Genomic DNA, 16,970 nt, shown 5'->3' on the forward strand with positions numbered 1-16,970 from the left:
CTTGTTTCATTAACAGGAGAAGCGTAGAGCGCCGAAGTGATCCTTGGCATCGGAACGGAGACTCGAGTCAAGGACGGGACGATGGCGATGGCACGGAGCGGGGATTTGATCATTCCCATCCTGGGGACGCCGGCAGCGGTGGGGTTGGCGCGCACGCTCGCGGACGCACGACTCCGCAAATGGGACTATTTCCACCTTATCGACGACGCGCTTCTCATCATTTCGGAGCTCGTCACGAACGCGACGCGGCAAACGCCGAACGAGGAGATCCGGTTTCGGCTCAGCCGCGAATCCAGTGGTGCGCTCATCGCCGTCTGGGACTCGTCGCCCGCCGTCCCGGCACCGAAGCCCGCGTTCGAGCTCTCCCTCGACGACCTCGAATGCTCGGAGGAGAACTATGACGCCAACGGCGGCTGGGGACTCTGCATCGTCCAGACCCTCGCTGCGCGGTGCGGCCTCACGCGCGACCCCGGCGGCGGCAAATGGATCTGGGCGAGGCTCGACTGCTGAGCCGACCTCTGGGGGCCCCTTCCCCGCGGTCGTGGTCAGCGGGGGTTGCGGCCTCCGAAGGCGGCCAGGCGGTCGTAGAGCGGAGCGTCGGGCGGGACCGGGATCTCCGAGCCGATGTGCGCGCCGGACGCCTCGTCGCCGCGGTACTGGGGCAGCAGGTTCTCCTGCGCCCAGCGCATCGCGACCGCCCCCACCGCAGGGTCGAGTTCGGTGGGCTGGCCGGTCGCCTTCGCAATGTCCCAGGTGTGGATCGCTATCTCGGTGAGGTGCTGCTCGATCGCCCATGCGGCCGGTACCTCGCCGAACGGTAGGCGGTGGGTGCGATTCAGGGCGTCCGGGCGACTCCATGCCTCCAGGAGGGCTTCCGCGGACGCGTCGAACGCCGCCGTCCAGTCGTCGCCGAGCAGGTCGGAGCCCCGGTGGTCGCGCTCGCCTCCGTCTGTGACGGCGGCGAACTGGCCGACCTCGTCGACCACGTGGTTGACCAGGGCACGGACTTTCCAGGATCCGCAGGGTGTGGGAAGCGCGGCCTGCTCGGGACGGACGCGGGAGATGACGTCGGACGCCTGCCTCAGCGCGGTCGCCAGGGCATCGGTGTGTTCGCTCATGATCCATTGGACCAGGGGCCGCAAAGAAACTCATCGGCGAAATGGACGGGCTTCCGTCTTGTTATGTTCTCGGCATCTCCCGGGAGGGTGCGAGGGTCTTCGCGGTGGCGGCACGGAGGGACGCGGCTTGATCGACGAGGGGCGCGCGCGGCGGTGGGTCGAGCGATCGGCCGCCGGTGGAGTGCGGGCGCGCCGGGCCGAGCGGCGGCTGTTCCGGGCGGCCGATGAGGGCGATCCGGTCGCGGTCCGGTCGGTCGTGGAGATCGCCGGGAGGAGCGGGCACCGGTGTCGCGACGCCGCCAAGGAGGCCGTCGCCGGATGGTGGGTGGCCTCCCGCGATCCGGTGTTCCGGCAGGTCGTCCTCGAGACGGAGGCGTTCGCGAAGGACTGGCCCGCCCTCATCCAGTGCGCCGCGCTTCTCGGGCGGCTCGATGATCTGGAGATCGGGTACGACGCGGGTCACCTGGCGGCGCTCCTCGATGATTCCGACCCGGTGGTGCGGGCGTCCGCGGAGGACTTCCACCGGACGGCGCGCGGTGCGGCGCTCAACGCGCTCTGGAGAGACGGGCGCGGGCGGTCCCTGCTGCTGCGGAACCCCGAGCCCCCCGAGCGCGCGGTGCTTCGCGAACTGTGGGAGGAGTGGAGGGCGGCGCCATCGGACGAATTGTGGCGAGCGCTCGTGGAGTGGGGGCTTCCGGCATGGCCCGAGTTCGAGGTCCCGACCGCCGTCATCGCGATCGGGCCGAACCCGTTCGTCCTGCGCGAGCCGCGCTACCGGACGTCGCTGATCGAGGCGATCGCGCTCGGCGACCATCCGCTCGCGGAGATCGCGAGCGAGAGGTTCCTGCTCGTCCGGACGCGGGAACTCGTCGAGGTGCTTTGCCGGGCGGCGCTGCGGGATCGGCGGCTCGCCTGGTTCTGCGTCCGGCACCGGCTCATGCCCGGCGACAGGGTGGAGCGGGCGGTGTTCTTCCTGGTGACCGGGCAGACGCGCGAGTTGGGAGACATCGATCCCGACGGCCGGCTCCTCGCCGCCGGTTACGCCGCCGCGGCGCCGGACGTCCGGGAGGCCATCCGCGATGCCATGGCGGCCGCCGGAGGGCACGACCCCGTCCGGGTCCTCACCGGGAACGGGCGACGGGAGCTCTCCGCCGATGAGGCGCGGCATCTCGCGGCACACCTGGCGGAGCGAGAGGATTGGACCGCTCTCTGGGGACTCGTCCGGGATCTACCGCTCAGGGTCGGGGTGGACCTGATCCGGTCCTTCGACGGGTGGCTCCCGCCGGACGAGGATCGCCGGCTCTTCGAGATGTACCTGGAGACGGATCCGTCCCAGGTCGAGGCCGCCCTCGCCCGGATGGCGCAGGGGTGGCCGCTCGCGCGATGGCGGGCGGCGATCCGGTTCGGGGAGCGCGTCAACGGTCTGTCGTTCGCCCCGGACGCGCCGCTTCTCGCCGTCGCGAACGGCAGGCGGACCGTCGGCGTCGTCGACCTCGGCGCGGCGCGGCTCGTCGAGCGGTACCGCGGGTTCCAGGCGTCCGTGGGATGTGTCCTGCACGTCGGGAACGGGACGCTGGTGGCGGGTGAACGGGCCAGGGATGCCGACCGCGCCTGCCGCGTCATGAGGTGCGCCGGAGGGGAGACCGCGCCCCTGCACCTCGCACGCGGATCCGTCACGGCGCTCGCCAGGACGGGCGACGGCGGCGCGTTCGCGGCCGGGACCCGGTCAGGACACCTCGTCGTGGGCGACGCGGGCGGCGGGCCGGTGCGCACCCGAGGGGTGTCGTCGCTGGGGCTTCGGCGCGGTGACTGGCCGAGAGCGATCGCCGCGCACCCGGAGTCGGGACGGGTCGCGCTTCTCGGGCGGCGGACCGTCCTGGCCGACCCGGCGAGGCGGCGGCCCCTCGCGGCCACCGAGTCGGCGGCGTTCGGTGCCGTGTTCATCTCCGGGGACAGGCTGGCGTGCGCCGCCCGGGAGGGGAGCATCAGGACGCTGGACGCGCGGGGCCGCTCCCTCGAAGAGGCGCAGAGCGTCTGGCTCCCGTGGCTCTCAGGGATCGCGGCGGCCCCGAACCCCGACCGGCTCCTCGCCGTGGAGGAGGACGGTGACCTGCACTTCTTCGAGACCTCGGCGCTTCGCTCCCTCGGTGCGCTCCCCGGCGACGGCCGGCCTACCGCCGTGGCGGTCTCGCCGGACGGGGCCTTCCTCGCGATCGTCCGCGACGGGGAGCGCGCCGACCTGTACGACCTGCGGGCCGGCGAGCTGCCGCACATCGCGGAGCGGCCGGGCGACCGGCTCGAGCCCCGTCATCTCCGCGTCGTGGCGGGCCTGCGGGCGTCCGGCGAACTCCCGCGCGAGGTCCGGGTCGTGGTCGCGTTGCTGCACGCGGCCCTGGAGCACCGGTTCGGGCCCGGCGGCGCCTCGGCCGAGTTGAGCACCGGCGGGTACGACATCGCCCTGTGATGGGCGGTTCACGGGTGCGGTGGCGGCTCCCGGCGGCGCGCGGCTCGCTTCTCCCGCAGGTCGCCGGCCGCGAGGCCCGCTGCCAGGCAGGCGATGGGAATGACCGGCAGCAGGTAGCGGTGGTCGAAGTCGAGCACCGCCACCGGGGCCACGAGGAGCGTGACGGCTCCCGCCCATGGCAGCGACGCCGCGCGGCGCCTTCCGAGCGCGCCGACGCCGCCGACGCCGCCGACGCCGCCGACGACGAGGATCGCGAGCAGCAGGGGGCCGCGCAGGTAGGCCGGGTACTGGTAGGCGGCCAGGAATCCCGCGTAGGGATCGACCGAGTGCTGCCCCCGTATGTCGCCGGCGTACCTGGTGCGGGCTTCGGCGATCGCCGGTTGATCGGGGAGTTCTGAGCGTTCGCGCGCGAAGCCGAAGGCGGGCCTGACGCGCCCAGGGTGCGGGACGGGCGTCCAGGTGAAGGCGAGCGCGGTGTCGTGCGCGACGTCGCCGAGGTAGTCGAAGGGCTGCGCGGTGATGGCGCGGACGGCGAAGGCGCGGGCCCTGTCGTTGTTCCCGGCGAGGCCGCCGGGGGCGCGGTTGATGGCGGAGTCGGGGGCCCACACGTATTCGGACGCGGCGTCCTGCCGTACGCCGGTGGGGCATAGCGAAGCAAGGTCCGGGGGCGGCTCGATCCTCCGGCAGTCGGCGAACGTCATGGTGCGGGCCCATAAGGAGACTCCGTCGCCCGAGGCCAATGAGAAGCGTCCATGGGCGGAATGGAACCAGCAGGCATAGGCGGCCAGCGGAAGCAGACCCGCCGTGGCGAGGGCGAGCACCGGCCTCGGGCCGAAACGACCGAGCGCGAGATGGGCGCCCGCGAGCAGGATCAGCGGGACCGCGATGGTGCGCGTCAGCGCCGCGCAGGCCAGCAGCGAACCCGCCGCCGCGGCGGCTCTCGGAGAAGGCGCCGGCGACCAGAGCAGAACGGTCAGCGCGCTTACCACGAGGAAGAGGAAAAGGGTGTCCGAGAGGACCGCGTGCTCGAGCCGCAGGAAACGGGCGTCGAACAGGCCGGGGACCGCCGCGAGGACCGCGTACCCGCTCGGCAGGGCCGTCCGGCGGCGGAGGACCGCGTAGATCATGACGCCGATCGCGAGGCCCATCAGGTGCTGGAGGCCGACGACCAGCGCGACGCTGTGGAAGGGCCGCAGCAGCCAGAGGAGGGCGGGATAGCCGCTGGGCTGGAATCCGCCCGGCTGGTAGCCCCCGGACGGACGCATCCGCAGAGCCACGTCGATATAGGTGAAGGAATCGACCCAATAGAGCTTCGCCGGACGGTAGCCGAGCATCGTCACGACGCGAAGTGCCGCCGCCGCCGCGATCGCCAGGGCGAGGGGCCGGTGCTCGCGGAGGAGCCGGAGCCGTCGCGGGCGTGGAGATTCCGTGACCGGTCGCTCATCGGCGCGCGTTGCCGCACCGGCCATTCCGCGAGTCGCCACTCGCTCCCCCGCTCCGATATGGCACCGCTGGATGTTCGGATGGATGGCGTGGGAGGTTAACGAGCCCGCCATGTGCTTCGTATAAGAGGGGCACGCACAAGGGCGGTCACGTACGGTCATAAGCGCTGGTGATCACGTGCCACGGGTTATTTCGGAATAGCGGCGTGGCCGGTTCAGGCCATCTCGTCCCCGCCGGATGCGGCGAACGTGCGCTATTTCCCTCCACGGTTTCGGACCGGAAACCGGCGTGCGGGCGTTCGGGTGTTCTGACAGCATTCGTCGGGTGAGCATGTGGATTGACCAGCTGGTCCTCCGGCAGACGTTCCGTATCCCGCGTCCCGAGGGGACGTCCGGAGACGGGTCCGGCGCGGCGCGGCGCTTCGACGCGGCGCTGATGGCGGCCGGGTTCAAGCTGTCGCGGGAGCTGCTGGAGCACCTGGGCGGACTCGACGAGTCCGCCGTCCTGGACCTGGCGGGGCGGGTGCTGCCGGTCGTCCGCGAAATGGCCGGGGACCACGTGCGGCACAACGCGTACTTCAAGGACTTCCCGGCGAACGTACCGGGGACGTTCGAGTTCTGGGCGGACTGCCTGCGTGACGTGGTCGGTGACGCGGCGGAGGAGATCCTGTCGCGGTACCGGATCAATCTGCTCGCGCTGCCCCGGTACGGGCGTTACCAGCACACGTACGAGGAGATGCTGGCGGCGCACGACGAACTGCTCGCGGGGATCGGCGACCGCGTGACCGTTCTGCATCTCGGGCGGACGGCGGCCGAGGAGGGCGCGGAGCTCTATCTCCGGCTCGCGGGAAGTGTCACTCCGCTGAGCGGTGACGAATCGGAGGCGCTGAAAGCACTCGCTGGGGAGTATGCGGACGGGCCGCAGCCCGGGAAGGTCCCCGTCCGGGAGAATCTGGCCGTCGTCAACCGGGCGCGGCTCGACGCCGGCGCGCCTTTGCTCGTGGACACCGTCACCGATGTGCTGCGGCTCGCATGCGCGCTTTCCGATGGCGACGTGACCCTTGCGGAACGGACGCGGTTCGTCTCGCTGAAGCGTCCCGTGCGGCGGGCGCTGCTGGCGGCGCTGGACGGCGTCGTCCGCGACAACCCCGGCAAGCTCGCCGATGTCCGGGCGCGGCGCGAGGAATGGAAGCGGCTCGGGGAGCGGCTGCATCCGCACGAGTACCCGCGCCGGCCGCATGCCGCCCAGGTGTTCGCGGTCGCGCGCGGGGACATGTCCGTGCCGTCCTTCGCCGGACGGTTCGAGGCGCTGGCCGCGGCTGGGGACATCGCGGCCGCGGCGGCGTTCGGGAAGAACGCGCCGGGCGTGCTGTTCCGCTCCCTCGACCGGCTGCTGCGCGCGCGGCCGGGCGCACCGGACGCCGTTCTGGACGCCGCGCAGGACGTGGCCGGCGCCGTTTCCGGTCGGGTCCTGCTGTCGGTGCGCGAGCATCTGCTCAACCGGGAGTCGGGCGCGGCGCAGCGCGTTTTCGCCAACCGCCTCGGGCGCGGCTGGTGCGGCCCCGACACGCGGGCACCGCTGGAGCCCGAGGTGATCGGGCGGCTCGCGTCGCTCATCGACGCGGAGGTGCGGCGCCGGCTCCCCCCGATGGGCCGCCTGCTCATCGACCCGGATGTGCTGGACGTCGCGCTGCCGCTCAGCGGCAAGGCCGCCGGGGACGGCCTCGGGGTGCTCCCGCGCGGGTCGCGGACGCCCGTCGACGGTGAACTCCTGCGGTTCTTCATCTACTGGCGGGAGCGGAGCACCGAGACCGACTTCGACCTTTCCGCACTACTGCTCGATGAGCGCTACCACGCCACCCGATGGCTTTCGTACACGTCGCTGAAGGTGGCGGGCGGCGAGCATTCGGGGGACATCACCCAGGCTCCGGAGGGCGCTTCGGAATTCATCAATCTGTCGCTCGGCGAGATCGGTGAGCGCTTCATCGTCCCGCAGGTGAACGTCTTCGACGGGGAGGGCTTCGACGATGTCGCGGAGTCGTTCTTCGGTTTCATGATGCGGGATGCCGAGCGGGCGGGACGGCCTTTCGAGCCCCGCACCGTCCGGATGAAGTCGGATCTGCGCGGTCCCGGCCGCGTGGCGCTCCCGCTCGTCTTCGTCCGGGACGGCGGCCGGTGGGGCGCCGTCTGGCTGCATCTCAACCTGCTGGGCGATCCGCGGTTCAACCAGGTCGAGAAGAACAGGCTGTCGACCGCGGCTCTCGTCCGCGGCATCGTCGAGCGGCGCTTCCTCACGGTCGGCCATCTGGTCGATCTGATGGACGCCGAGGACGCGACGGCGTGGGACGGCGAGTCGGTCCCCGAACATCCGGTCGCGTTCATCGGGCTCCAGCGGCCCGAGGGGCTGCACCCGGAGTCGCAGGTGTTCACGCCGGAGAATCTGCGTGAACTGATCCCCGCCTGACTGCTACAGTGGCCATTGGCGAGGCCATGAGAGAGCTTCCTTCTGCCATCTCTGCAAAAGATTAGCGCTCTCGCTTTCCTCGCCCTTCTTCTTTCTTCAGGCGGGCCGCCGTCACCGCGCAGGCCGCGAAGAGGACGAGCGACACCTCGCCGAGGACGCCGCCGATCGTCCGGGCGTCCGGCAGGTCGCCGAGGTCGCCCGCGACGCGCAGCATCAGCGACGCGTGCAGGAGCGCGAGCGGCGCGTACAGGATCGGGTGGTACGGGAGCCGCACCCGCAGCACCGCCGGGAGGATCACCGGCGCGTGCCCGAACACCATCGAGATCACGAAGCCGAGGAACAGGGCGTGCAGGGCGGCGTCCCGGACGCCGCCGCCGCCGGGGCGCCCGGCGATCAGCCAGGCCGTCCCGGCGAACGCGAGCCAGGCGTAGCCGGCGAGCAGGCAGGCGGCGGCGAAGCGGGGCAGGCCGGCGCCCCGGATCGTGCGGCGCGCCACGTCGTGGAAGCCGAGCCAGAGGGCGAGGGCCAGCATGCCCAGGCCGGTGAGGCGCCAGCCGGGGCCGGGCCACGCGACGGACGCGGCGGCGCCCGCGCCGATCAGTGCGGCGGCGGCGAGCAGGCCGTCGGACGCGCGGCGACCCAGGAACGCGACGCGGGCGAGCTCGAGGCGCTCCCCGGCGATCGTCAGGACGAGGAACGCCGCGAGCCACGGGACGAGGTCGGCGACGGGGCGGCCCGCGATCCACAGCATCCCGGCGATGTACCAGGCGACGGCGCCGGCCGCCTGGACGGTCAGGTCGCGTCCGGTGCGGCGGCCGAAGACGGCCACGTAGACCGCGACCAGCCAGGCGCCGGCGGCGGTGAGCAGGACGCGGCCGGGCAGGCCGAAACCGGCGGCGGTGACGATCGCCCCGGCGGCGGACGCTCCGGGCGCCGCGTAGGCCCAGGGGCGGCCGAGCGCGACGGCGCGTTCCAGGGCGATGAGGGTGCCGAGGAAGCCGAGCGCCATGAGCACGCCGTGCTGCTGCGCGAACGAGGTGCGGGGCGCGGGGACGCCGAGGCCCAGCAGGCCGAGGCCGCCCCACAGGCCCGCGACCAGGGAGAGGGCCGCTCCGGCGAACAGCGGAAGGCGGTGTACGGCGACCCGGGACCTTCGGCGCTCGGATTTGCTCATGTCTGGCAGTATAATTACAAGACAGTTCGTAAATACTAGGAGCTCGGCATGACGACAGCCACCGCCACCGACACGGTGCAGGCGATCCGGAACCACCACGAGCGGCTCGGCCGGACGATGGCCGACCACGCCGTCACGATCGCACGCGCCGTCGACCAGCTCCACTCCCCGACCGACCGCCGCGACCTGCTCGTCGCCTTCTGCGCGGAGGAGATCGTCCCGCACGCGGCCGCCGAGGAGGAGACCCTCTACCGGGCGGCGCTCGACCTGCCGGAGGCGGCCCTGCTCGTCCAGGCGATGACGGCCGAGCACGTCGTCCTGCGGAACGCCATCGCGGCCCTGCGAGACGCGCGCACTCCCGGCGAGATCGTCGGCGCGGCCGCCGCGGTCAACGCGCTCTTCCAGGCGCACCTGGAGAAGGAGAACGAGGCCCTGCTGCCCGCGCTCGTCAACGCCGGCGTGGACATCGCGACGCTGCTCGACGGCATGCACGACATCCTCGGCGAGCCCGCCGCCGCCTCCGACCACCACTGCACCTGCGGCGGCCACGACGACCCGGGCGACCCGAACGCGAAGGCCGAGGTCGACGGCGGTGTGCTCGACGTCAGGACGCTCGTCCCGGCGCAGCGCCACCAGCAGATCTTCGCGGCGTTCGAGGCGCTCACGGCGGGCAGCGCGTTCACCCTCGTCAACGACCACGATCCCAAGCCGCTGCGCTACCAGTTCGCGGCGGAGCACGCGGGCGGGTTCACCTGGGACTACCTGGAGGAGGGCCCGGAGGTGTGGCGGGTCCGCATCGGGCGCCCCTGACCCGATGGCGCAACGGCGCCTGGCGGCCCGCACCGTCAGGCGCCGTTGCCGCGTCCTGCGCTCCGACCCCCGGGCGGACGTCAGGCGTCGCCGGGCCGGCTCAGCCTGGCCAGGCAGAGGTGGGGCTCGACGAACGGCTCCAGCCGGTCGGCCGACAGCGGCGCGCCCATCTCGGCGAGCGCGCCCTGGATGAGGCCGAGGTGGAGCGGGCAGACGACCTCGCGGTGCTCCTCGGCGATCTCCCGGAACGGGCAGTGCACGAGACGGATCAGATTCCGCGCCAGATCGGGACGCGACTCGAAGCCGATGCCGGACAGGAATCCCGACAGCCGCTCCAGCGCCTCGTCCGGCTCGATCCTCTCGTACGGGGCGGAGCGCTCGGCGAGATACGACCCCCAGGCCCGGCCCGCCTCGACCGCGGCGCCGGACGGGTCCGGCATCGTCCCGGCGACCAGGCTGGTCAGCATGCGGGCGAGCAGCCGGTAGCTGCGCACGCCCTCGCCGGTCTCCACCGCGCGGTACAGCGTGCGCGGACGGCCGGGGCCGCCGCTCCCGCCCTTCTCCTTCTGGACGAGGCCCGCCTCGGCGAGGCCGTCCAGGTGGAAGCGGGCGGTGTTGGGGTGCAGGCCGGTGCGCTCGGCCGCCTCCCTGACCCCGAAGGGGCCGTGCGCCCGCAGCGCCTCGAGGACGGCCGCGCGGCTGTCGCCGAGCGGCGGCTCCGGCTCGGCGTCGACGTGTTCCCGCTTACCCATCCCCCTATTTTACACAATGTGACTAGTGAAATTAGGGGGTGCCAAGGATCTCGCCGGTGTGCCCGCCGAGCGCGGGCGCCGCGACCGGGGCGATGGGAACGCCGTCGAAGACGAGCGGCGAACCGGGCGCCAGATGGGGGCCGATGCCCGGCTGGTCGAGCTCCGCCATCAGCGGGCGCGTGTGCAGGTCGGTGACGATGTCGGCGAAGTCACGGTACCGGGAGTGCAGCACCGACGTCCCCTTCAGCCTCTCCTCCACCTCCGCGCAGGTTCGCCCGGCGAACCAGGGCGTGAGGATCCCGGCGAGGGCCTCGCGGTGGTGGTAGCGGTCCCCGGCGGTGCGGAAGTCGGCGTCGAGGGCTCGTTCAAGGGCCTCTGCCACCTCTCCCATTCCGGTGACCTGGAGGAGGTCGTGCCAGTGGCGAGCAGTGAGGACGACGACCATGACGCGCCCGTCCCCGGTGGCGAAGTCGCGCCCGAAATCCCCGAACAGGTAGTTGCCGAGGCGAGGCCGCCGCCCGCCCAGCTGGGCCTCGGCCAGATAGCCCAGGTTTCCTGCCGTGGCCAGGGCGACGTCGCTCAGGGCCACCTGGACGCCGCGTCCCTCCCCTGTGCGGAGTCGGTGCCGTTCGGCGGCCAGAAGACCGACCGTGAGGTAGAGCCCGCAGGCGATGTCCCAGGCCGGCAGGACGTGGTTGGACGGGACGTCCGCACCCTCCTGACCGGTCAGGGACGGGAAGCCGGTGGCGGCGTTCACGGTGTAGTCGACGGCGTTGCCGCCTTCCCGCATCCCGACGAGCTGCACATGGATGAGATCGGGCCGCTTCCGCCTGAGTTCCTCGTAGGTGAGGCCGGGCCGGGGCGGGGCGTTCGTCAGGACGATCCCCGCGTCCTCGATGAGGCGCGCCACGGCGGTCCGTCCCTCGGCGGAGCGCAGATCGACCTCGACGGACCGCTTCCCCTTGTTGAGCCCCGCCCAGTAGAGGCTCTTGCCGGAGGGAGCGAGCGGCCACCGGTCGATATCGGGCCCGCCGCCCTCCTGGTCGACGCGGATCACGTCCGCGCCGAGCTGCGCGAGGGTCATCCCCCCGAGCGGCGCGGCGACGAAACTGGACAGCTCGATAACCCGCATCCCGGCAAGCGGCAACATGTCGGTCACCGCGCCATGTCTACCAGGCGGCCGGTTAACCCGTTGCGGGCGGGACGGCGCGGTACCTAGGTTGGGCGGCGACAGCGTGTAGCTCAGCAGGAGAGCACCGGGCTTCCTACCCGGAGGGCGCGGGGGCGGAACCCGCCACGCTGGCTATGGACGACAAGACGCAGGCGAACCCCGCCTACGCCGAAGGGCAGATGGCAAAGGCGTTCGTGACCGCGCTCGCGCACGAGGACGCCCCCGCGCGACGGCGGGCCGAAGAGCGGCTGCGGCGGTGGGCCGAGGTCGCCGCCGGCATGGTGGACGGAACGCTGCGGATCGGGTCCCGGACGCCCGTCGAGGGACTGCCCGCATGGGTCACGCCCGAGGTCGTCCGGGGCGGCTTCGCCACCGGGACGGCCGCCGCCGGCGGACCGCTGCTGGAGCACGAGGAGGCGGCGGCCGAGCGGGCCGGGGTGGCCCCCACACGGCGGGCCCTGTTCCTGTACTCCCTGACGGACGCGGGGATGGCGGAGCTGTCCGGGCTGCTCGACAGCGGCCGGTACGACGCCGCGCTGCCCGAGGAGACCGCGCTGCCGGTGATGGCGTGGCTGCTGCGCGCCGGCGACCCGGCGCGGGCGCTGGACGTCCTGGAGGCGATCGGCCCGTTCAGCGACCGGCTGCGGTTCCGGCCCCGCCCCGGCGCGGCCCAGGAGGACCCTTCCCTGGTGTGCCGCACCAGCGTCGGGCAGGTCCGGGGCGGTCTGGCGTCGCGGCGGCCGAACGCCAGGGTCGCGGCGATGAACGAGGCGCTCACCGTCTGGAACCCGTTCGCGGACGTCCTGCTCGCGCACTGGCTCGAGACCGTGCGGGACGGGCGGGTCGGGGCCGTCGAGCCGGGCGGGTGGCGGGAGCGGGGCGCCGAGCTGATCGCGGAGTACCGCCGGCTGGCGTCCGAGAACACCCTGTGCACCAAGCACGACAAGCCCGGAGAGAACCTGGCCGTCCTGCGGGAGTCGCTGGAGGACGTGCTGGACGGGCGGGCGCCGTCGCGGCTGCTGCCGCGCGCGGTGGAGAGCATGGTCGCCAAGCGCGGGCTGCCCGGGACCGGGGCCCATGCCGCCCTGCGGGCGCGGCAGGCCGGTCATGCGGCGCGGCCGACGCATCACGAAATGGCGCGGATCGTCCTGGCCCGGCTCTCGGAGGTGCCGGCGCAGGCGGGGCTGCCCGCGACGGAGCCCTACGTCCGGGCGGTCACGGCGGACGAGGAGCGGCGAACGGGGGTGCCCGAGGGGACCGAGCTGCCCGATCGGCTGCGCGCCTGCGTGGAGAGCGCCCTGCGCGCTCCCGTGGAGACGCTCGTGGAGCGCGGGCTCGTCCCCTCGGCGGAGGTGCTGGCACGGCTCGTCCCGCAGCTGACGGCGGCGGCCGTCGCGCGGGCGTACGAGGACGAGGCGCTCCAGAAGGTGGTCGCCGCCACCTACCGGGCCTTCCGCAACCGGCGGTCGCTCCTGCTGCTGAACCTGGAGAGCCAGGTCAGGGTGGACGAGCTTCCGTGGATGAAGGCCGTGGAGCCGTACCGGCGGCGGGGCGCCGCGGAGCGGGAGGGCGCGCGGGAGGTCCTGGTCCAGCTGGGCGAACTCGCGCTCCAGGGCTTCCCGGGCACGCTCCTGCCGAACACGTTCGTCCGGGAGCTGACCGCCCTGGCGAAGACCGCCGGGGTGGACGCGCCGTTCGTGGAGGAGCTCGCGGCGGACATCTTCATGGGCGCGTTCGCTCCCAAGTTCCTTCGTGCCGCCAAGCTCGCCGGAGAGCTGCTGGACGGCACCCTGTACGCGCGCTACTACGGGATCGACTACACGGCCGTGCGGGCGATGTCCGACGGGTTCGCCCAGCTCTGCCGGGAGCGGGCGGACGTGCGCCGGGGCGGGTCGTGGGTGGCGGCCAACGGAATGGTGATCGAGCAGGCGCAGATCCTGACGACGCACAACCTCGCGGCGCTCGTCCATGTGGGCGCCGACCCCGTCGCCGGGTGGGACGATCTGGCGCGGCGCGCGTTCGGTGCCGCCCGCCGGCTCGTCAGGTCGCTGGCGGGCCGCCCGCGCCCGCTCGGCACGGTCAAGGACGCCGCGTACGCGTGGCGGCAGGCCGTCTTCTTCCTGTCCCTGTGCGGCCTGAAGGAGCAGGTCTCGGTCCTGGCATGGATGCAGGACGAACTGGACCGCTCCCCCGGCGACGTCGCGCGGCGGCTCGGCCCCGCCGTGGCGGGGCTGCGGCAGGCGCTGACCGGCGCCGAGATCGGCGCCTCGCCCGCGGCGCGGCGGTTCACCGGCTGGAGCACCGGCGGGCACTGGATCCTGAGCTGATCCTCCGCCGAATGTCGGACCCCGCTGGGAGGCTTTCACCACCTGCCGGGCGATGGCCCGGACGGGCTCCGGCACGGGTGGAGGTCGAAGGTGGAGAAGGCTCCCTGGGAGCGGTCGAGCGCGGTCCGGGTGGTGCCGCCCGTCCAGCCGCGGAAGCTGGCCAAGGTGCCGTTCGTCGAGCTGGCGGACGGCCGGCTGCGGGGTGTCGTGTCGAGCGGGTCCGACATGGCGCGGGTGTACGTCTCGTCGTTCGAGGCCGGTTCGCACGACTTCGGCTGCAGCACGAACAACAACCGTCCGTGCGGGGGCCTGTCCGGGTACCCCTGCAAGCATCTGCACGCCCTCGCCGACGAGGCCGTGAAGCAGTACGGGCTCGACCGGGTCGCCCGCTACCTGCGCGTGGAGGTCGGTGAGGACGGCGACCTCGTGGGGGCGATGGGCGGGTCCAGGGCGAAGGCCCCCGCGGCGGCCGTGTTCAGCCGGTTCCTGCGTCACCTGTCCTATCTGGAGGTGCCCGGGACGGCCGAGCCGCTGCCGGAGATGGACTGGTTCCCGGCTTTCGGGGCGGTGCGCTGATGCTGGCCGTGCAGCTCGGCGAGCTGCTCGACGGGGCACCGGAGGGCGTCGGGGCCGCCCTCGACGTGATCGCGGGTTTCGACGAGGCGCTCGCGCGGGGGCTCGGGCGGCTCGGTGAGGACGGGTCGCTCCAGGCGCTCGCGGGCGCGCTCGCGGGCTCGCCGCTCGGGCCGGTCGCCGCGGAGGCGGCGGAGAAGATCGCGATCGGCGGTCTCGGCGACGAGCGGCTGACCGCCATGGCGGCGGGGCGGAGCGCCGTGTTCGGCGCGGTCCACGACGCGCTGCTCGCCCGGCTGGACGGGGCGCTCGGGCGTGAGCGGATCGCCTGGGAGGACGGGCCGGCGGGTGAGCCCGCCGCCGCGAACCTGCTGAGCGGATGCCGCTCCTGGCTTGGCGAGCTGGCCATCGCGGGCTGGCGGGGCGTCGACCACGACCTGGTGTCGGCGTCCGACCCGGTGGTGGAGGCGCTTTTGGCCGAGCCCCGGCTGCGGCGCCTCGCGGTCCTGCTCGACGGGTTCGCGGCGGAGCTGCGGGCGTCATCGCCGGTGGCGACGATGGAGCGGCTGCCCGTCCGGCGCTGGGCCGACCTGTGGGCGCGCGCGCTGCTGCTGGCCCGCGGAGCCGGTTCCACCGTGCCGGCCGGGACGGTCTCGGGTCGGCTGCTCATCCTGGGCGCGGAGGTGCACGAGCACGCCACCGCCGTCCAGGTGCGGGTGCACGGCATCCTGGAAGGCGGCGACGGGCCCCGCCTGGTGCGGGCGGGCGTCGCGGCGGCGAAGGTCGACACGATCACCGGCCCGGCCGTGTGGAACCTGCTCGGCGATCACCCCGCGCTCCTCGCGGCACTGGCCGAGCACCGCGGCCTGGACGTCCAGGACATGCCCGTCGCCGGCGGCGGCGACCTCGTCTGGGACGACGGGCGCGCCAATGCCGGTGAGCCCGCCGACCCGTTCGCCACCGCCCGCGTCCGGCTGGCGGAGGCGTCCGCGCCCGCCGTCCCGCCCCTGGAGCGGCACCCGGTGCGCATCGCCGAGCCCGTGCTCCTGGAGGGCTACACGGTGAAGGACGGCAAGCTCGAGCTGGACGGGCATTCCATCGAACTCGACCTCGACCGCCTTCCCCCGTCCGGGCCGCTCACCCCGCAGCTGGTCGCCGCGTCCACGTCCTGTATCGGGCTGGTCCGCTGGGACGACCGCTGGAGGGTGCAGCCCCTCGCCGTCCAGGCGACGGTGCGGAAGAAGCCCGTCGAGGCGCACAACGGCGACTGGGCCCAGGGCCCGACGGATCCGAAGGTCGTCAAGGCGGAGGCGCGATCGGGTGACGTGGTCGCGGTCCTGCGCGAGCGCGCGGGAAGGCTGCTGCGCAAGTGAGCACTCACGAGGACACCGGCGCGCGCGAGGACAACCACCGGCAGGTCCTGTACTGGCGGCTGCTGAGCCGGCTGTTCGACCACGAGGAGCAGCCCTCGCTGGAGGCGGCGAGCGTCGCCGTCGTCGGCGACGCCGGCCTGCCCGCCCCCGTGCTCGACCCGGGCATCTCCATCGACAACCTCGTCCAGCGGTTCCCCGAGCTGGCCGACGAGCTCGACGGCGTCATGTCCCCCGCCGGGGACGGCGAGCCCCGGGAGCGCGTGCGGCGCGCGGCCCTCGCGTCCAAGCTGCTGCTCAACGTGTTCGCCACCGGATCGGGCTCAGTGTCGGCCACGCAGCTCGCCTGCTGGCAGAAGGACGCGGGCCGGCTCCGCCAAGCCCTCGGTGAGGAGGGCGCGGGCGGGATGGGGGGCCTCCTGGCCGAGATCGAGGGCGGCCTCGTCAAGCGGATGCACCTGCGGGAGGTGCTCGCCGACCCGGCGCTGGCGTCCCGGCTCACGCCCAGCATGTCGCTCGTCGAGCAGCTGCTGCGCGACAAGGCGAACCTGTCGGGCGTCGCGCTCGCGAACGCGAAGAAGCTGATCCGCCGGTACGTGGACGAGGTCGCCGAGGTCCTGCGGACGCAGGTGGCGCAGACGAGCGCCGGAACGATCGACCGGTCCGTCCCGCCGAAGCGCGTGTTCCGCAACCTCGACCTCGAGCGCACCATCTGGAAGAACCTCACGAACTGGAGCCCCGAGGACGAGCGGCTCTATGTCGACAGGCTCTTCTACCGGCACACCGCCAAGCGGACGACCCCCGCCAAGCTCATCGTGGTCGTCGACCAGTCGGGTTCCATGGTCGACTCCATGGTGAACTGCACGATCCTCGCGTCCATCTTCGCGGGGCTTCCCAAGGTGGACGTCCACCTCATCGCCTACGACACGCGGGCGATCGACCTGACGCCGTGGGTGCACGACCCGTTCGAGGTCCTGCTGCGCACGAAGCTCGGCGGCGGCAACGACGGCCCGGTCGCGCTGGAGACGGCCAGACCGAAGATCACCGATCCGCGCAACACCGTCATGGTGTGGATCTCCGACTTCTACGAGTTCGACCGCTCCCAGCCGCTGTTCACCGGCATCGAGGGGCTGCACCGGTCCGGGGTGAAGTTCATCCCCGTGGGTTCGGTGAACAGCTCCGGCACGCAGATCGTGAACCCGTGGTTCCGGCAGCGCTTCAAGGCGCTCGGCACCCCGGTCGTCTCCGGCCACATCCGCAAGCTCGTCTTCGAGCTCAAGAACTTCCTCGACTGAAGGAGAGCGA

Annotated in this window: 13 protein-coding genes and 1 tRNA gene; 9 read left to right on the plus strand and 5 right to left on the minus strand. The window is 72.9% G+C overall.

What is annotated here, in order from left to right; all coding sequences use genetic code 11:
- Positions 1-81: 81 nt before the first annotated feature.
- Positions 82-510: an ATP-binding protein gene (locus IE99_RS0117415; protein WP_157610355.1), complete on the plus strand. Its 429-nt coding sequence runs from the start codon at positions 82-84 to the stop codon at positions 508-510.
- 35 nt (positions 511-545) lie between these two features.
- On the opposite strand, the gene IE99_RS0117420 is transcribed toward IE99_RS0117415, so the two are convergent.
- Entirely contained in the window at positions 546-1,118 is a 573-nt protein-coding gene (locus tag IE99_RS0117420; protein ID WP_051712611.1) for a TIGR03086 family metal-binding protein, read from the minus strand.
- A 127-nt stretch (positions 1,119-1,245) separates the two neighbouring features.
- On the opposite strand from IE99_RS0117420, the gene IE99_RS0117425 reads away from it, so the two are divergent.
- Complete coding sequence (locus IE99_RS0117425) at positions 1,246-3,582, plus strand: WD40 repeat domain-containing protein (RefSeq protein ID WP_030171413.1); 2,337 nt, start codon at positions 1,246-1,248, stop codon at positions 3,580-3,582.
- Between the two features lie 8 nt (positions 3,583-3,590).
- Here the strand turns inward: IE99_RS0117425 and IE99_RS0117430 are convergent, their stop codons facing one another.
- Positions 3,591-5,051, minus strand: a complete 1,461-nt coding sequence (locus IE99_RS0117430) for a hypothetical protein (protein ID WP_051712614.1) — start codon at positions 5,049-5,051, stop codon at positions 3,591-3,593.
- A gap of 304 nt (positions 5,052-5,355) precedes the next feature.
- Between IE99_RS0117430 and IE99_RS0117435 the strand changes: the two genes are divergently transcribed.
- Entirely contained in the window at positions 5,356-7,488 is a 2,133-nt protein-coding gene (locus IE99_RS0117435; RefSeq protein ID WP_037559605.1) for a TerD family protein, read from the plus strand.
- Positions 7,489-7,549: 61 nt separating this feature from the next.
- On the opposite strand, the gene IE99_RS0117440 is transcribed toward IE99_RS0117435, so the two are convergent.
- Positions 7,550-8,662 (minus strand): hypothetical protein, encoded by a 1,113-nt coding sequence (locus tag IE99_RS0117440; protein WP_211258835.1) that lies wholly within the window; start codon positions 8,660-8,662, stop codon positions 7,550-7,552.
- A gap of 48 nt (positions 8,663-8,710) precedes the next feature.
- Here IE99_RS0117440 and IE99_RS0117445 point away from each other — a divergent pair, with 48 nt between their 5' ends.
- Positions 8,711-9,472 carry a DUF2249 domain-containing protein gene (locus IE99_RS0117445; RefSeq protein WP_030171421.1) on the plus strand — a complete coding sequence of 254 codons (762 nt, stop codon included), beginning with the start codon at positions 8,711-8,713 and terminating at the stop codon, positions 9,470-9,472.
- An 80-nt stretch (positions 9,473-9,552) separates the two neighbouring features.
- Here the strand turns inward: IE99_RS0117445 and IE99_RS0117450 are convergent, their stop codons facing one another.
- Positions 9,553-10,224, minus strand: a complete 672-nt coding sequence (locus tag IE99_RS0117450; RefSeq protein ID WP_030171423.1) for a helix-turn-helix transcriptional regulator — start codon at positions 10,222-10,224, stop codon at positions 9,553-9,555.
- Positions 10,225-10,255: 31 nt separating this feature from the next.
- The gene (locus IE99_RS0117455) at positions 10,256-11,374 is read right to left on the minus strand and encodes a CoA transferase (RefSeq protein ID WP_051712651.1); all 1,119 of its coding nucleotides are present in this window, start codon (positions 11,372-11,374) and stop codon (positions 10,256-10,258) included.
- An 81-nt stretch (positions 11,375-11,455) separates the two neighbouring features.
- Here IE99_RS0117455 and IE99_RS31940 point away from each other — a divergent pair.
- The 5 genes from IE99_RS31940 (at position 11,456) to IE99_RS0117475 (ending at position 16,960) form a co-directional block, all read left to right on the plus strand.
- Positions 11,456-11,527: transfer RNA gene (locus IE99_RS31940), tRNA-Gly, on the plus strand.
- Between the two features lie 2 nt (positions 11,528-11,529).
- Positions 11,530-13,722, plus strand: coding sequence for a hypothetical protein (locus IE99_RS0117460; protein WP_030171427.1), 2,193 nt, complete (start codon positions 11,530-11,532; stop codon positions 13,720-13,722).
- Positions 13,723-13,812: 90 nt separating this feature from the next.
- On the plus strand, positions 13,813-14,298 hold the full coding sequence (locus IE99_RS0117465; protein ID WP_030171430.1) for a hypothetical protein: 486 nt from the start codon (positions 13,813-13,815) through the stop codon (positions 14,296-14,298).
- A complete protein-coding gene (locus tag IE99_RS0117470; protein ID WP_030171433.1) occupies positions 14,298-15,668 on the plus strand; it encodes a hypothetical protein in 1,371 nt (456 codons plus the stop codon). Before IE99_RS0117465 ends, IE99_RS0117470 begins: the two co-directional genes overlap by 1 nt.
- Positions 15,665-16,960, plus strand: coding sequence for a VWA domain-containing protein (locus tag IE99_RS0117475; RefSeq protein ID WP_030171436.1), 1,296 nt, complete (start codon positions 15,665-15,667; stop codon positions 16,958-16,960). Before IE99_RS0117470 ends, IE99_RS0117475 begins: the two co-directional genes overlap by 4 nt.
- Positions 16,961-16,970: the final 10 nt, after the last annotated feature.

The sequence above is a fragment of the Spirillospora albida genome, from assembly GCF_000718255.1.
Lineage (GTDB): Bacteria > Actinomycetota > Actinomycetes > Streptosporangiales > Streptosporangiaceae > Spirillospora > Spirillospora albida.

Coding starts and splice junctions, on each gene's coding strand:
- IE99_RS0117415 (WP_157610355.1), top strand. CDS start 82: ATGGCGATGGCACGGAGCGGGGATTTGATCATTCCCATCCTGGGGACG.
- IE99_RS0117420 (WP_051712611.1), bottom strand. CDS start 1,118: ATGAGCGAACACACCGATGCCCTGGCGACCGCGCTGAGGCAGGCGTCC.
- IE99_RS0117430 (WP_051712614.1), bottom strand. CDS start 5,051: ATGGCCGGTGCGGCAACGCGCGCCGATGAGCGACCGGTCACGGAATCT.
- IE99_RS0117435 (WP_037559605.1), top strand. CDS start 5,356: ATGTGGATTGACCAGCTGGTCCTCCGGCAGACGTTCCGTATCCCGCGT.
- IE99_RS0117440 (WP_211258835.1), bottom strand. CDS start 8,662: ATGAGCAAATCCGAGCGCCGAAGGTCCCGGGTCGCCGTACACCGCCTT.
- IE99_RS0117445 (WP_030171421.1), top strand. CDS start 8,711: ATGACGACAGCCACCGCCACCGACACGGTGCAGGCGATCCGGAACCAC.
- IE99_RS0117450 (WP_030171423.1), bottom strand. CDS start 10,224: ATGGGTAAGCGGGAACACGTCGACGCCGAGCCGGAGCCGCCGCTCGGC.
- IE99_RS0117455 (WP_051712651.1), bottom strand. CDS start 11,374: ATGTTGCCGCTTGCCGGGATGCGGGTTATCGAGCTGTCCAGTTTCGTC.
- IE99_RS0117460 (WP_030171427.1), top strand. CDS start 11,530: ATGGACGACAAGACGCAGGCGAACCCCGCCTACGCCGAAGGGCAGATG.
- IE99_RS0117470 (WP_030171433.1), top strand. CDS start 14,298: ATGCTGGCCGTGCAGCTCGGCGAGCTGCTCGACGGGGCACCGGAGGGC.